The 16002-nt window shown below is 55.5% G+C and carries 15 protein-coding genes; 10 read left to right on the top strand and 5 right to left on the bottom strand.

All coding sequences use genetic code 11. The annotated features are described in order from the left end of the window. The 6 genes from ACRESD_RS13910 to ACRESD_RS13885 all read left to right on the top strand — a co-directional run. A partial coding sequence (locus tag ACRESD_RS13910; RefSeq protein ID WP_431751432.1) for an Ig-like domain-containing protein occupies positions 1-1923 on the top strand: 1923 nt, incomplete at its 5' end. 116 nt (positions 1924-2039) lie between these two features. Further along, positions 2040-2927 carry an OmpA family protein gene (locus ACRESD_RS13905; RefSeq protein WP_431751431.1) on the top strand — a complete coding sequence of 296 codons (888 nt, stop codon included), beginning with the start codon at positions 2040-2042 and terminating at the stop codon, positions 2925-2927. A 480-nt stretch (positions 2928-3407) separates the two neighbouring features. Then, a complete protein-coding gene (locus tag ACRESD_RS13900) occupies positions 3408-5705 on the top strand; it encodes a type I secretion system permease/ATPase (RefSeq protein ID WP_431751430.1) in 2298 nt (765 codons plus the stop codon). 7 nt (positions 5706-5712) lie between these two features. After that, positions 5713-6945 (top strand): HlyD family type I secretion periplasmic adaptor subunit, encoded by a 1233-nt coding sequence (locus ACRESD_RS13895; protein WP_431751429.1) that lies wholly within the window; start codon positions 5713-5715, stop codon positions 6943-6945. Positions 6946-7565: 620 nt separating this feature from the next. Beyond that, positions 7566-8864 (top strand): TolC family protein, encoded by a 1299-nt coding sequence (locus ACRESD_RS13890; protein WP_431751428.1) that lies wholly within the window; start codon positions 7566-7568, stop codon positions 8862-8864. 56 nt (positions 8865-8920) lie between these two features. Beyond that, positions 8921-9619: a response regulator gene (locus tag ACRESD_RS13885; RefSeq protein WP_431751427.1), complete on the top strand. Its 699-nt coding sequence runs from the start codon at positions 8921-8923 to the stop codon at positions 9617-9619. 236 nt (positions 9620-9855) lie between these two features. Here ACRESD_RS13885 and ACRESD_RS13880 read toward each other — a convergent pair whose 3' ends face one another. The 5 genes from ACRESD_RS13880 to ACRESD_RS13860 all read right to left on the bottom strand — a co-directional run bounded on the left by ACRESD_RS13880 (position 9856) and on the right by ACRESD_RS13860 (position 13016). Further along, the gene (locus tag ACRESD_RS13880) at positions 9856-10350 is read right to left on the bottom strand and encodes a hypothetical protein (protein ID WP_431751426.1); all 495 of its coding nucleotides are present in this window, start codon (positions 10348-10350) and stop codon (positions 9856-9858) included. A gap of 201 nt (positions 10351-10551) precedes the next feature. Beyond that, positions 10552-11829 (bottom strand): hypothetical protein, encoded by a 1278-nt coding sequence (locus ACRESD_RS13875; RefSeq protein ID WP_431751425.1) that lies wholly within the window; start codon positions 11827-11829, stop codon positions 10552-10554. 148 nt (positions 11830-11977) lie between these two features. Next, complete coding sequence (locus ACRESD_RS13870) at positions 11978-12316, bottom strand: hypothetical protein (RefSeq protein WP_431751424.1); 339 nt, start codon at positions 12314-12316, stop codon at positions 11978-11980. Then, entirely contained in the window at positions 12313-12699 is a 387-nt protein-coding gene (locus ACRESD_RS13865; RefSeq protein ID WP_431751423.1) for a phage holin family protein, read from the bottom strand. Before ACRESD_RS13865 ends, ACRESD_RS13870 begins: the two co-directional genes overlap by 4 nt. A gap of 2 nt (positions 12700-12701) precedes the next feature. Further along, positions 12702-13016 (bottom strand): DUF883 family protein, encoded by a 315-nt coding sequence (locus ACRESD_RS13860; RefSeq protein WP_431751422.1) that lies wholly within the window; start codon positions 13014-13016, stop codon positions 12702-12704. Positions 13017-13363: 347 nt separating this feature from the next. On the opposite strand from ACRESD_RS13860, the gene ACRESD_RS13855 reads away from it, so the two are divergent. From ACRESD_RS13855 to ACRESD_RS13840, 4 genes are all read left to right on the top strand, one after another. Beyond that, positions 13364-14572, top strand: coding sequence for an ammonium transporter (locus ACRESD_RS13855; protein ID WP_431751421.1), 1209 nt, complete (start codon positions 13364-13366; stop codon positions 14570-14572). A gap of 102 nt (positions 14573-14674) precedes the next feature. After that, entirely contained in the window at positions 14675-14911 is a 237-nt protein-coding gene (locus tag ACRESD_RS13850) for a glutaredoxin family protein (protein ID WP_431751420.1), read from the top strand. Positions 14912-14985: 74 nt separating this feature from the next. Next, positions 14986-15321 carry a transcriptional regulator gene (locus ACRESD_RS13845; protein ID WP_431751419.1) on the top strand — a complete coding sequence of 112 codons (336 nt, stop codon included), beginning with the start codon at positions 14986-14988 and terminating at the stop codon, positions 15319-15321. 72 nt (positions 15322-15393) lie between these two features. Then, positions 15394-16002 (top strand): pseudouridine synthase (locus ACRESD_RS13840; RefSeq protein ID WP_431751418.1); only part of this gene is annotated, 609 nt, incomplete at its 3' end.

Here is a 16002-nt window from a genome sequence, read left to right as displayed (position 1 = left end):
CGTCAGATCATTGTTGATATCACCGCACCGAACGCGCCGATCATTTCCAGCGTGATGGATGACGTGGGCACTGTTATCGGGGACATCGCCAACGGAGGTCGAACCAACGACACTACACCAACGTTGAACGGTACCGCCGAAGCCGGCAGTGTTGTGCGTATCTACAACGGCACTACCTTGCTGGGCAGCGTCGTCGCTACCATCGGTGGTAACTGGACGTACACCACGTCCGCGTTAACCAGTGGCATGACCTATAACTTCAAGGTCACGGCCACCGACGTGGCGGGTAACGTCTCCGCTGATTCGGCGACGCGTCAGATCACTGTTGATACTACCCCACCGAACTCGCCGGTCATTTCCAGCGTGGTCGATAACGTGGGTACCGTCACTGGAGACATCGCCAACGGCGGTCGAACCAACGACACCACACCAACGCTGAACGGTACCGCCGAAGCCGGCAGTGTTGTGCGTATCTACAACGGCGTCAACTTGCTGGGCAGCGTCGTCGCTACCAATGGTAGCTGGACGTACACGACAACGGCATTGACCGACGGCACGACCTATAACTTCAGGGCTACGGCCACCGATGTGGCGGGCAACGTCTCCGCTGATTCAGCGACGCGTCAGATCATTGTTGATACCACTGCACCGAACGCGCCGGTCATTTCCAGCGTGGTCGATAACGTGGGTGGCGCAACGGGTAATATCGCTAATGGTGGCGATACTGACGACAGCACCCCAACGCTGAACGGTACTGCCGAAACAGGTAGCATCGTGCGTATTACCGTGGATAACGGCACGATATATAGCGTCACGGCTACGGGTGGGAACTGGACCTGGACGCCACCTGCAGGGCTGGCATTGGGCAACCATACCTTTAGCGTTACGGCAACGGACGCGGCGGGTAATACCAGTGGGGCAACGACTCGTTCGGTTAATATCGTGTCGCCGGTAACGAGTGGTTTTGAAGATTTCAATACATTCACTGCGGGTACAGAGTTTGCTTCAGGCGTGACCCACACATTAGCGAGTGGTTTGAAATTCAGGATTGGAACTCCATATGATGGGGTATCCCCTAACCGCGGAGCGGTAGTGCCTACACCGTCTGGAGGTAACGCCCAGTTATCTCCTACTGGTGATATGTCGTTAATATTTGATGGTATGACAGCGGTGAGTCTTGAGTTGTCCGGCGTGAATGACAGCTTCCAGACATCTAATACCAAAACAACATATACGGTTTACGATACCCTTGGTCAGCTTATTACAAGTGGAATACCTGCCGATGGGTTAAGTACTTACATCGCACCTGCAGGGCGATTGATCGGGCGAATTGATTTTGCGCTCGGCTCGTTCATTGGTGGCTCACCAGTAGGGGTTTATCATGATATCTTTCTTATCGATAACGTCAGATGGACAGCTCCATCGGGTACAACGGCATTTAGTACTGACTCTGTAGGCGACGAGAGTGCCGATACCAGTGGTGTTGAACATCTTGCAGCCCAGGATGAGGCCAGCACACCGAACGTTGAAGTCCAGGAACAGGAAGGTAAAGGCGATATCCTGTTGTTAAATGGTGCAGACCAGGTTCTGGATCTCAGCGCGGTAAGTGATCAAGTAAAATCTATTGAAACAGTAGATATTACTGGTAATGGTGATAACACCCTGAATCTGAGTTTGAATGATGTGCTGCACTTTGGTGAGAAAGACTTGTTCATCAACGATGGCAAAGTTCAGATGATGGTGAAAGGTGACGAAGGCGACGTCGTTAATCTTGAAGCAGAGCTTGAGGGCACCGATCCAACGGACTGGGCGAAAGCGGCAGAAGCCGTGGAAGTTGCAGGCGTCCGTTACGAGGTATACCAGAACAGCGCCATGAACGTTGAACTGCTGGTTCAGGAGGGTGTAACAACCAATCTTCATTAATCCCCTGTAAACCTGACGTCGCTGCCGATAGTGGGCGACGTCAGGCTTCTGGGCTTAACCGATTTTTACTTACCCCCTTTTGAATATCGGCCTCGTTGTGAGGCCGTGGAGAAGTTATGAATATTTTCAAAACTTGCGCCTTGAGCGTGTTAATCGGCGGCGCTTGTATCGCGTTTTCCGCTCAGGCGGCAGAGGTATTTGGCAAGGGTTATTCTCCTGTTGCAGGGGTGGGCCCGAGCCAAGCGCAGGTGGTGTTTTACCGTGGCACTGATCAGGCCGCGGGCAGTGCTAATGTCTATATCGACGGCGAGTTTCAGTCGGCGCTATTGCCTAATGGGTTTACCACGTTCTGTGTTAAACCCGGCACCCACAGCCTGGGGGCTTTCATCAAGGATGCGCCGTTGTATCAAGGCAAACGTGATCAACCTTGGAGCGACAATCTGGAGGGAGGCAAAACTTACTTCCTGAAGGTGGGTAACCCGCAAGATGGTAAACCCCAACGGCTAACCCGTACGGATGCCGAGAAAGCCCTGCGAGCCATGAAGACACAGGTTAATTTGTTGTCGCGCGCATCGGCGGTTGAAGCGTGTCAGTACGTGGAGGAAAAACCTAAGGACTACACGCTGTCGGGCGACGTGTTGTTCCGTTTCGGTAAAGCCGATCGCAGTAACATCACCACGGAAGGGCACCAGGCTATTACCGAACTGGTACAAAAAATTCGCGGTGAAAACAGCACCATTCGCAGCATTCAGGTGACGGGGCATACCGACCAGATTGGTGCCGAGAACACTAATTTGCTGCTGGGTCAGCGCCGTGCGGAAACCGTGCGTTTGCTAATGATTCAAGCCGGTATTGCAGCGCGCGACATTACCGCCACGAGTGCCGGCATGGGCGAGCCGGTGGTGACTGACTGCTATGGCAGCAAAGCCGAAAAAATTGCCTGCTATGCGCCAAACCGTCGCGTTAGCGTACGTGTCGATGGCAGCAGTGCCGCTGGTGAGTGAACAGTGAGTGCGGCGTTAGCCATCACGCCTTAACCGCTCACACCTTGTTGTGATGTTAAATTCGCGGGACGGAATCCTCCGTCCCGCGCTTTTTCCCCGGGAAAAAAGCCAGCAATTAATCCCGTTTCGACGTTCATGTCCTGCTCTTATCGGCAAAGGACTTCGCTAGTTACTCCTCGTGTATCCCACCTCTTAAGCGTCGGTTCGTTCAACACTCGCGGCCCCGTCGCTCCTTCCCAAACTCTCGTAGGCATTGTCCCAAGCACCTGGCAGGCCCTTGCAATGCCGGTACTCATCTTCCTCCAGAAAACCAATGGCTTATGTCAATTGAATGGTCTTGGCGCTGAGGGGAAAAGCAAATTTGAGACATGTCTTGTCCTGCGCTTCTACGTACCAGTGTCAGAATTTTCTGACTCATGCAGCGATGCCTTTTTTGTGTAGACGCTGTTCAACCTACGTTGATTGCACGGAGAACAGCATATGCAAAATGAAGCCGAGCCGAAGGCGGGTGAAGAGGCTGTGGAGGTAAAGCCTTTTACCCGCCTCGACGACAGCCTGCTGCGGAGTGTTTCCTGGATCTGCCACCACTATGGCTTGGGGAAAACCGACCAAGGATTACTGGCCGGCCTACCGCGTGCCGGGTCACTGACACCCTCATTGGCGCTCAAGGCACTGGAAAACGCCGGGTTGACTGGTGGCTTGGTCGAGCGTGGGTTGCAAGAGCTACCTGAGCAAGTGATGCCCATTATTCTCATCCGTGACGGTTCTGCAGGATGCATTGTGCTGTCCCGCCGCGCATTCGTTAATTCGGACGGTAAACGAGACCTGGCGTATCAAATCATACTGCCGGAAGTGAGTGATCAACCGGTCGAAGTGCCTCACGCCGAGCTGATGACCTATTACGCTGGTTACGCGATTCTGGTTAAACCCATGGCGAAGGTGGAAACCAGCGATAGCGATCCGTTGCCTCAGCCCAAGGGGCACTGGTTGTTCAGCACGCTGTGGCGCTACCGTCGTTACTACCGAAGTGCCGCGATTGCTGCCGTCCTGGTGAACCTGTTGGCGTTGGCCAGCGTTTTCTTCACGATGAACGTCTATGACCGCGTGATCCCCAACCAGGCATTCGTGACGCTGTGGTCGTTGGCCATCGGTGTGACGTTGGCAATGGTTTTCGAAGCCGTGACCCGCTACATCCGCGCGCATTTGATCGACGTGGCCGGGAAAAAAGCCGACCTGGTACTGGGCAGTATTTTATTCCGACAGGCGCTGGCCGTCCGTATGGAGCATAAGCCTGCCTCCTCAGGCAGCTTTGCAAATCAAATCCGCGAATTCGAGTCGGTGCGTGATTTCATCGCCTCAGCCACGCTGGCGGTGATTACCGATCTGCCGTTCGTTTTACTCTTCCTGGGGGTCATTTTTGCAATCGGTGGGCCACTGGCCTGGATACCGACGCTGATGATCCCGCTGATTATCGTGGTGAGCGTAGGTATTCAGTGGCCGCTTGCCCGAGTCATGAAGGACAACCTGCGAGAAGCCTCCCTGAAACAAGGCGTGCTGATTGAATCCATTGAGGGAATGGAAACGCTGAAATCTACCAACGGTGAAGCCTGGATGCAGCGCCGCTGGCAGAGGTTCAGTGCGATGCAGTCCGCATCGGGAACGCGATCCAAACAATACTCAGCCATTGCGACGGGTGTTGCGGCCTTCTTGCAACAGTTTCAGACAGTAGCGTTGATTGTCACCGGCGTTTATTTGATCGACGCCGGTACGCTGACCATGGGCGCACTGATTGGTACGGTCATGCTCGCCGGTCGCTGTACCGCACCGCTGAGCCAGGTCGTAGGACTGGCAGTCCGTTTTCAGCAGGCCAAAGCCGCACTGGACGCGCTGAATAAACTGATGGAAATGCCTGTCGATCGTGACAAGACCTGTAGCTATCTGCCGCACCCGGAGATCAGCGGGAATATAAAATTACAGGGCGTGAACTTCTCCTATCCCGCCCCACCTATGCAACCGAACCCGGAAGTACTCAAAGGCGTCAGCCTGAGTATTCAAGCCGGAGAGCGCGTGGCGATCATCGGGCGCATCGGCAGTGGCAAATCCACGTTACTGAGACTGATTGCTCGCCTGTACCAACCGGTCAAGGGCCAGATGTTCGCTGACGACCTGGATGTCAGTCAGATCGACCCTGCGGACTGGCATCGGTCCGTGGGTTTCGTGGGCCAGTCCGCACGCCTGTTTCACGGTACGTTGCGTGAGAACGTGATGATTGGTTGCCAGGATGCCACCGCGCGTGAACTGCTGCGCGTCCTCAAACTGACCGGCCTCGACCAGGTAGCCGCCCGGCACCCTGCGGGGATCAATCTGCCTGTCGGTGAGAGCGGTGACAGCTTGTCTGGAGGTCAGCGACAACTGATTGCCCTGGCCCGGACCTTGATTGCCAATCCCACACTGCTGCTGATGGATGAGCCTACCAGTGCGATGGACGCCCAGACAGAACAGCATTTCATCGCTCAGTTGAAATTGGCCGTTCAGCAACAAACGCTGATCGTCGTCACGCATCGCCCATCGATGTTGGCGCTGGTTGACAGAATTATTGTCGTCGAGGAAGGCCAGGTCGTGTTGGACGGACCGAAAGATACGGTGCTGGCGAAGCTGCAGCAAAAGCCCGCGACGCCTGCGGCAAGCCGGGTAAACAGAGTCCATTCCGTGGATGCGGCGATGCCTCCTGCCGGGAATTCATCAACGGCACCTGAAAGCCAGCCGGCTTCGGTCTGAGAGGGTCATGATGTTATTTAAAGCTAAGAAACAGGAAATTTCGCGCAACGACTCTGCCTTCATGAGTGACATCCATGAGTCGCTGCTCGCACAAACAACACCCGGCTCCAAGCTGGTGCTTTATATGGTCATGTTTGTCCTGGTGGGTGGCCTGGTCTGGGCGCATTTTGCTCGCGTGGAGGAAATTACGCGTGGCGAAGCCAAGGTTATTTCCAAAGGCCGTGAACAGGTGATCCAAAGCCTGGAGGGCGGCATTCTCGCCAGTATGAAAGTGCACGAAGGGGACATTGTCGAGCGTGGGCAAGCGCTGCTGCAGATGGACCCCACCCGGGCTCAGTCCAGTTTCCAGGAAGTGCAAAGTAAAGCTGTCGGCCTAAAGGCCACCATCGCGCGTTTACGCGCAGAGGCGTTCGATATTCCGCTGGTGTTCGACAAGGAGGTTCTTGCCGTTCCTCGCGAAGTGGAACTCGAAACCAGTGCCTACCGATCACGCAAAAAATCCCAGGATGCGAGTGTTGGCGCGTTGCAAAAAAGCTATGAGCTGTCGATGCGAGAAATTGCCCTCGCTGAACCATTGGCCGCTCGGGGGCTGATGTCGGAAGTCGAGCTGCTGCGTATGCGCCGCCAGGCTAACGACCTGATTTCTCAGATAGCAGACCGGAAGAATCGCTTTCAGTCCGAGGCCAATACCGAGCTGACCAAGCTTGAGCTTGAACTGGCCCAGACGACGGAGAACCTGGTCGGGCGTGCGGATGTGGTCGAGCGCACCACCATCACCGCGCCGCTGCGCGGCACCGTGAAAAATATACGCGTCAGCACCATTGGTGGCGTTATACAGCCGGGTGAGCGGATTCTGGAGATCATACCGCTGGAGGATCAACTGCTGGTCGAAGCGCAGATCCGGCCCTCCGACGTGGCGTTTCTACACCCAGGACTCAAGGCGACGGTGAAGATCACCGCTTATGACTACGCCATCTACGGCGGCCTCAACGGACAGATTGAGACGATCAGCCCGGACACCCTGAAAGACGATCAGAAAGCCGCCGCCGGGCGCCCTGACGCTATCTATTATCGCGTGATGATTCTGACCGATAAAAGCAGCCTTGAGGCGGGCGGCAAGGCGCTGCCTATCATCCCCGGCATGGTCGCAAACGTCGAAATCAAAACAGGTGAAAAGACCATTCTTGACTACCTGCTGAAGCCAGTTTTCAAGGCTCGTGAAGCCTTTCGTGAGCGTTGATCATGTCTAGAGAAAAAACTTCATGGTATCCAGTGCGTTTGTTGAGTTTATCCATCGCGCTGGCGCTATACGGCTTCAGCGATAACGCTGCACTCGCGTCGGAAGGCGATGATGAACTACTGATGTTTGCTGAGCTACGACACGGTGGGGTCAATAAGCCAGCTCCAGTCGCACCTGCCAAGCCGTCTCCCGCTCCAGCGGAGGCTCAGCAGAGCAAGTCGTTCTCACCCCCCATAATGATGAGTGACGTCGCCCCGGTGCCCCCGGTGGTTATTGCGAGCCAGTCGGTTGTCCGGCCTGCTGACGCTCCGTTGCCTACGCCTCCCGAGCCACCCGCTCTACGTGAGGCTGCGGCTCCCGTGGTGGTCGTGCCTGCCAAGCCGTCTCCCGCTCCAGCGCAAGTTCAGCAGAGCAAGCCGTTCTCACCCCCAATCATGAGTAACGTTGACCCGGTGCGCCCGGCGGTTATTGCCAGTCAGCCTATTGTCAGGCCGGCTGATGCACCGTTGCCCAAGCCCCCTGAACCACCCGCTCAACGTGAGGCTACGACTCCAGTTGTGAGCGCTCCTTTGGCGACGCCTGTCGTTGACAGGAGCACGCCACAGTCTACGGGGGTTTCTTTGCTCAACTTACGCGCGAGCGCGACATTACCCGGCCAACGGAAACCGTCGCGTGCCGAGCTGGAAAATTCGCTTTCCGAAAGTGAAGTCAGAACGTTGTTTTCCCAAGCAGTCATGCAGGCCCTGAGCATCAACCCAAAAATCCATAGCAGTCGTTCGCAAGCGGACGCAGCTAAAGAGAGTATCGATGAAGCCAAAGGGCAGCGCTGGCCGCAGGTGAATGTCACCAGCAGCAGTAAAAGCCTTAACTTTGGCAGTGGTTATCGCCAGGACAATGACAATAAGGATCCTGTATCCCTGAACCTCAACATGGCCACGACGCTGTACGATTTTGGCCAGACCAGTAACACCATCAAAACGCGTGAGGCCCAGGCCGAAGCTGCTACGCTGACGATCAATGCTGAGTCGGAATCCACTGCATGGGACGTGACCAGTGCGCTGACCGAACTGAGTAAACAACGCTTGGTCATTGACGTCAGTCAGGATTACGTCGCGCGTATGAAAGAGTTAACGAAAATGCTGCAAGGGATCGTGGCAGTGGATCAGGGCCGAAAGAGTGAGTTGACTCAGGCAAAAGGAAGATTGCTTTCCGCTCAATCGCAGCTCGATGCTGCCGTGGCCAAGGCCCGTGATACGGAGATTGTTCTTCAGCGTTTACTGGGAGAGTCTTCGATTACGTTGCCACCCGCCACCCAGTGGAACTTGCGCCTTCCCGACCCACAAAGCCAACTGAGTCAGGTGGACTCGCATCCGACTGTTCTGAAAGCGAGGGCCGATAAGCAGGCAGCCGAGTCTGAGGCAGCGGTTGTTCGGGCTTCGGGATTGCCGACGCTCAGTTGGGTTGTCAGCAAGAACACCGGTCAGGATGAGTTAGGACGCCGGCAGGCCTATGAAACAGGTCTTCAGGTCAGTTGGGGGCTGTTTCGTGGTGGATCCACCCGGGCTGCAGAGCGTGCTGCACTGGCGCGAGCCGAGGCGAGCAGTTACTTGGTAGAAGACCAGCAGCGGGATTTGGAACAGCGGATCAGGGCTGCCAATCAAGATGCCAGCTCATTGCTCGAGCGTGCGGTTCTTTATCATAGCTTGGCCGCGGAAACCAATCGTATTCGGGTCGATTTTTTTGATCAATGGTACCATCTAGGTAAACGTACTTTGCTTGATGTATTAAGTTCGGAGTCTGATTACTATAACAACAGGGTCAGTGAAGTAAGCAGCCGCTTTGATGGCTACGCCGCTATCATCCGTGGTTATGCGAGCTCTGGAACCTTGATAAGTTGGTTGAACAATCATTCAATTTGAAGCTGGCATTGTTGTTCGGGTCTTAATGGATGGATGTTTACAATGAGGAAGCAGTTATGATTTCCAATGCGCCCAACGTACTTCGCGTGGGAGTGGTTGACGATCATCCGTTGGTTCGTAGAGCTGTTGAGTTCAGCCTGGAGCACGAGCCGGATATGGTTCTGACTGCCAGTTGTAAAAGTCGTGATGAAATCATTCCCTACCTGGACAGTGGGGTAGTTGATGTTCTTGTGCTCGACTATATGCTCGAGGGCAGTAAGAGCATGGATGGACTTCAGCTGGTTAAACATCTGATGGCGCACTACCCTGATATAAAGATTTTATTGTATTCCTCTGTTGAAAGCGCTGCCGTGGTCCAGTTGGTGGTAAAGGCGGGGGTGAAAGGCTTTATTGGAAAGAGTAAAGAGCTGGAAGAGTTGATCGACGCTATTCGCCATGTCGCCACTGGAAAGCTTTTTTTGACGGCCGATATGCAACACGAACTGGACAAGTTTGCTGTCGCAGAAAAAAGCATGCTGCCTTTTGTTCCTGTTCGGCCTGAAGGCGAAGAGGCTGAAATTTCGCTTCGTGAGTTATCGCCGAAGGAATTGGAGGTGATTCGCTACTTTCTGGGTGGGCTGAGTGTTTCAGCCATCGGAGTAAAAATGAACCGTAGTCGTAAAACGATCAGTGGACAAAAGCAGGCTGCCTTGCGCAAGCTTGGCCTGGACAGCGATTCTGAACTGTTTAAATTTAAAGACCTGTTTGTTGGTTAATTGCCGGGGATACTCCCCACCCAAAAACCGTGTTCAGATGCTTAAAGGGCTGGATTGATCGGCCCCATCAGTCCTGGAAGTGGCCGCAAACTAGTGGACCATCAGATAGAAAGTAGTCTTGTTCGATTAAACGTTCAGCCGCAGGCAAGAGGGGTTGGGTGTTTCAGTGCGTCGGATGGGACGTTTCAGGCGGTTTAGAATCTTTAGGGCGCAAGGCACGCCCTAAAGATTATTCATTATCGGGCTTGGCGAATCACAAGCTGCGACAGACGAGTCTTGACGCGGAAGCAGAACTCACGAATTTGAAATTGATAGCCCGGCATTGCCATATCGTTTATATCAGGACTGATTGAATCTTTAATCTGCATGTATTTATTGGTCTTGCTGGCGATGGTCTGGAATTCAGCCTCGTATTTATCGTAAGACGCTTTGTTGTAGAGCTTTAGTGTATCCAGCTCTTTACGGCATTGCTGAACGCGCAGCTGGTTTGAGTTCAGTGCGGATTCTGGTTGAGCCGCCGCCGAGGCGGCAGGGGTTGCGGTGTCAGGGCTGGTGTTCGTAGATACGACTTCATGTCGAAGCGGCGGAGTTGCTGGTGGCGGCGCGGATACACGGGAGGCTTGCTGGGCGACAGCAGGCGCTGGTGTCACGCTAGGTTTTTCTGGGGTTTTTGTAGCGCATCCCGAGACTGCAAGCCCTACCAATACAACCATGCCGGAAATCTTTTTCATCGGTTTCACCAAGGAGTCATTATTGTTGCCTGAGTTGTTACGTTCTGGGTGACGGTAATAACTCATTCAATGATTGAGTGTCAGCTTCTAGCCTCAAGGTACTCAGTCTCTCCCCGTGAGTGCGTAGACGAAGGATACTAGTAAAAAAACAAGGAGATGACGAGTAAAGGCTGTCAGAAACGCTACAAATTTATGTGGGAATCATGGGTGAGGTCCGCTGGTTGGAGGCGCGACCACCTGCATCGCTCCCGCTTTGAACTCATCGACGAGAAAGAACGGTACGCCGAGGAGCCACTCGCCATTCTTTACCGTAGCGTAATACCGGACCGTCATGCCTTGGCGGATCAGATCTACCGGTTGCCGCTCTCCCGCAGGGAGTTCGCATTGACCCCTAAGGCTGGAGTAAGAGGTGTTGCTGCCGACATGGAACGCTGCTTGCTGCCACCTGATTGGCTTATGTTGCGGCCAGCGCTGTGCGTGATGAAAACCAAATATCTCGTCATGGCTTAACAGGCTTTCCCTGATCGTCGGCCACAGGACTTGGCGAAGAAAGGACTGATCGGTGAAACGCTCGCTGCCCTGATACTGATGAATAAATGCCCGCATCATCCCTTCGACAGGCGGGAAACACCCATTCACGCCACCCCACATCCCTGCCAACAACAACTCTGTATGGGTGAAATAATCGCGCATATGGTGGAAGTGAAAGGGTGAGCCCAGCCACTCTTCTACCGCCGCGGCTTCGCGCTCCGAAAGAAGGGAATCAGCATCTCGAACGATGAAACGCTCAACGCTCGGGTCATCCATGACCAGAAAACGCCAAAGGGTCGGTAATATTTCTTTTTCAGCGCTCATGTCGATCAACACCATTCCTGCGTTTTGCAGGCGGGTCTTGACGTGGTCCGGAACGCTGTTATCCAGATAAACCCTGCACGTCCAGGCGGGGTAGAGTTCACGCGCAAGCGAGGCATTCTCGATCAACGTTTCGCAGTAGCGTGGCTGATCACCGTAAAGACTGTATGCAATCACGTTTTTCTCAGGACGGTTGGCATCGAATGGTTTTATTGGCGTCTGTGGTAGCTCCCACTTTTTGAAATCTTTCAGGGCGTTGTCAGCAGACGTCAGTGACTCGTTTCCGTAACGACGCAACTCATCCGTTTTACCTAACCAACCACAAACCTCGGTCAGTCCGTCAAGCCATGTAGTCGACGCGTTGGCACGCTGCGGGGATTGATAGATTTGCCGGTAGGCGTTATACGACGCTGCATGTTTGCCTTCACGCAACAGACACAATGCATAGTCGCTGAACACCGACATATTTCCCGGCATCATGCTCAGTGCTTTTTCACAGCAAAGGCGAGCGGCAGAGTAATCCTGTTGCGCCATCGCGTGGCGGAACTGAGCCGCAAACGAGCTCAGTTTGCTCTGTGAGGGAATATTGCGTGGCTGAAATGAACGCGCTGGCTGTGATTGGCGCACGGGATGGCCTCGTGACATAAAATATGTCCACCATGTTAAGCCCGTGCCGGCTGTATCACCCTTGCGAAACGTCTCAAAAACGTCATCCAAATGACCGTCTGATGAAAGGGCGGGCCGATTCTATCGGCAAGAATACAGCCCGCGCAGTTCAGCCTTTACGTGCGCTTTGCAGGGCCAGCTTGATCAACGGGATCAGCCCGGCACCCAATCGCACCAGGCGCGTCAGGCTGCTGATACTGCCGCCCTTGGCGCCTTTGCCGGTAAAAAAGCCCAGCAGCGTCACCGCCGCCACGCCCCATAGCGGCGCATGCTTGATGCCCAGGCTGTCTTGCCAGTTGTGGCGCATGTCGCGCATTTTGTGCAGGGGCGCCAGCAGTTGTTGGGATTCGTGGCGAATCTCCTGGCGATGCATTTCCATGCGCAGGCGGATTAACGCCTTGCGCATTTCCCGGCGTGAAGTGGAGGGTGGGATTTCAGTCAAGCTCATGGCAGCAGGCGCTCCCGGTCATTGGCCAACTCTTCAAGCGTGGCATGGAAGGGCGTGGATTCATCGAAGATCGCCGCTTTCAGGCGCAACCCGCAGAACGCTGCGGCCAGGATGTAAAACACGCAGAGACTGATGATCCCCGTGAGCCGGTAGGTGTCCCATACAAGGATCATCACCAGCGCCGACAACCCCACCAGCAACAGTAGGGCAAACACCAGCGCCAGCCCGGCAAACAACAACAGGCTGACGGTTCGCGCCTTCTGTTCCTGCAGTTCGATGCCAAACAGTTCGACGTGGCTGTGCAACAAGCCCAGAACGGCCGCGCCCAGGCGTCGTGAGGTTGAACTTGTGCCCTTGGACGACTCGGTTTCGCCGATAGACATGATTAGCGCCTTGTGGCCAGCAGGCCGATCAGAAAGCCCACGCCAGCGGCGATGCCGACCGACTGCCAAGGGTTGGCCTGCACGTAATCCTCAGTGGCGGCGACGGCTGCCTGGCCACGTTCACGCAGAGAGTCTTCGGTCAGTTGCAGGGTTTCGCGGGCCTTGAGCAGGCTTTCATGAATCTTGCTGCGCAACTCATCGGCCTGGTCACCGGCCAGTACGGCGGTGTCGTCCAGCAATTTCTCAGTGTCGGCAACCAGGGTCTGAAAATCCTCCATCAGTATTTCTTGAGCAGTCTTTGCCGTTTTTCTGGCCATGGTTATCTCCGTGAGTGGCTGATTCGGTACGTATGATTTCGAGTCACCGGCTTCGGTGAAGGTTCAGTGCAATTGTCTGGTACAGCTTTTGCTTTGCCTTGGTGCGCCTCCCCGAGGGCTGCGCTGAATCTGGGCGGGTTGCGGCTAATGCCTTGAAAAACCTTACCCTAAATAACTGAAACTCGCGGAAAAACCCTGTCGGCAATGGCCTGTTGTGTTGATCGCTGCGCTAAAGCGGTTCACGCCCTCTGAAGAGGGGCGGGGCTGTTGGTGCCAATTTAGTGCGCGATACCCTGGCTTGAACCGCTTTGGTGCTTTTTGCCTTTAATGCAGGCCTGCCAACCTCCATGGAAAATATACAAAGTGCGGTGGCTACCCTAGTCCACAGCTCCAACACCCTGTTCATCCTGATCGGGGCGGTCATGGTCCTGGCCATGCACGCCGGTTTCGCGTTCCTGGAAGTCGGCACGGTGCGCCAGAAAAACCAGGTGAATGCCTTGTCGAAGATCCTCAGCGACTTCGCCATCTCCACCTTGGCCTATTTCTTTATAGGCTATTGGATCTCTTACGGTGTGAGCTTCATGCAGCCGGCGGCGGTGATCAGCGCCGATCACGGCTACGGCCTGGTGAAGTTCTTTTTCCTGCTGACGTTCGCGGCGGCGATCCCGGCGATCATTTCGGGGGGGATTGCCGAGCGCGCAAAGTTCGCACCTCAGCTATGCGCTACTGCGCTGATCGTAGCGTTTATCTATCCGTTTTTCGAAGGCCTGGTGTGGAACGGCAATTTCGGCGTGCAAGCCTGGCTGCTTGCAACCTTTGGCGCCAGCTTCCATGACTTTGCCGGTTCCGTGGTGGTGCACGCCATGGGCGGCTGGCTGGCGCTGGCGGCGGTGCTGCTATTGGGCCCGCGTAATGGACGATACAGGGAAGGGCGGCTGGTGGCGTTTGCTCCGTCGAGCATTCCGTTCCTGGCGTTGGGCTCGTGGATTCTGATCGTCGGCTGGTTCGGCTTTAACGTGATGAGCGCGCAAACCCTCAATGGCGTCAGCGGCCTTGTCGCCGTCAACTCGCTGATGGCAATGGTCGGTGGCACGGTTGCGGCGCTGATCATCGGCCGCAATGACCCGGGCTTCCTGCATAACGGTCCGCTGGCCGGGCTGGTGGCGATCTGCGCGGGCTCAGACTTGATGCATCCGGTGGGCGCTCTGGTCACCGGTGCGGTCGCGGGTGGGTTGTTTGTAGGGTTCTTCATCGCGGCCCAGGATCGCTGGAAGATCGATGACGTACTGGGTGTGTGGCCGCTACATGGCCTGTGTGGCGTATGGGGCGGTATCGCGTGTGGCATCTTCGGCCAGACGGCCTTGGGCGGCCTGGGCGGTGTCAGCCTCATCAGCCAATTGATCGGCACTGCCCTTGGCGTGACGGTGGCGCTGGTCGGCGGCCTGTTGGTGTACGGCCTGATCAAGCGCGTGCACGGCCTGCGCCTGAGCCAGGAAGAGGAATACTACGGCGCCGATCTGTCGATCCATAAAATCGGCGCGGTCAGTCAGGATTGATCGGCAGGCCATGGTGATCTGGGGCCGTTTTTTGCCGTGGTGGGCTTCAGGCCGTCAGCGGGCTTAGAATGGTCGCCTGTTTTCTGATCAGGTCCTTTCGTCATGCTTCCTGAATGCCAGTTGTTCGGCACCCTGGGTTGTCATCTTTGTGAGATTGCCGAAGCCGAAATCATACCGCTCGTCGAGCACGGATTGCTGGTGGAACTGGTGGATATCACCGACCCCGACGACCTGACCGAAGCCTACGGCCTGCGAATTCCGGTGCTTCGCCGGGTGGATACGGGGATGGAACTGGATTGGCCTTTTGACACACAACAGGTGGTGGCCTTCCTTCGTTGAGTGTTATCCGATGGCGGGTTTCTAAATATTACGTTACTGTATGTTTGTACAGCGATTGAATAGAGGGAACGCCCGTGGTGAATGTTGAACAACTGAAAAGCAGCGTCAATCGCATGTCCGCCGATGTCGTGCGCGACGCGGTGAACGAGCTGCGCCTCGACGGCCTGGTCACGGAAGGCAAGACGCCGTTTAACAAAGTGCATTTCAACACCTGCTTTGCGGAGATCGAGGCGTTGTTCCAGCGCGCCGGTTATCACAAGCAATTGGATGTAGTGGGATATCAGGGCTTGTTGTACGCATTGTACGATCCCGGCCGCTGGGAAGCGGTGGATGTGCTGCGCTGGCTCAAGGAGTTTACCGAGGCGGCGAGTGCCTCGCCCATCCGGCGAACGCAATTGGCCAAAGCCTGAGATCAACCCTAGGCTCAGTCCCGCTCCTTGCGGGATAATGCCGGCTTGTTTTTCCGGGTTTCGAGCATCTTCATGAGCACTTCGGGTTTTTCCGCCTCCCAGCACCAAGCCAGCACCTTGTATCTGCCTCCTGGCCCTTGGGCCACGGTGCTGGATTGCCTGTGCGACCACTTTGCGGCCATCAGCCGTGAACACTGGTTGGACCGCATCGCACGCGGTCGGGTGCTGGATGTGAATGGCAGCCCGATCAGCCAGAGCCTGGCTTACAAGGAAGGCCTGTGCATCTACTACTTCCGTGAAGTGCCCAATGAGAAGGTGATTCCCGTACAGGAAACCATCCTGTATGCCGATGAGCACCTGGTGGTGGCGGACAAACCCCATTTCCTGCCGGTGACCCCGGCCGGTGAGTACGTCGAACACACCCTGCTGCGCCGTCTGATTCGTCGTCTGGACAATCCCTCGCTGGTGCCCCTGCATCGTATTGATCGGCACACGGCGGGGCTGGTGCTGTTCTCGGCCAACCCGCAGAGCCGCTCGGCTTACCAGCAGCTGTTTCCCACGCGGCGCATCGACAAATTCTACGAAGCCATTGCCCCGGCGTTGCCGAACCTGACCTTCCCCCTGGTGCATAAAAGCCGCCTGGTGGACGGCGAACCCTTCTTTCGGATGCAAGAGGGACCC

The sequence above is a fragment of the Pseudomonas sp. genome (assembly GCF_050739995.1).
Lineage (GTDB): Bacteria > Pseudomonadota > Gammaproteobacteria > Pseudomonadales > Pseudomonadaceae > Aquipseudomonas.
The sequence above is the reverse complement of the archived record's forward strand: the minus strand, read 5'-3'. Positions and strand labels throughout refer to the sequence as shown.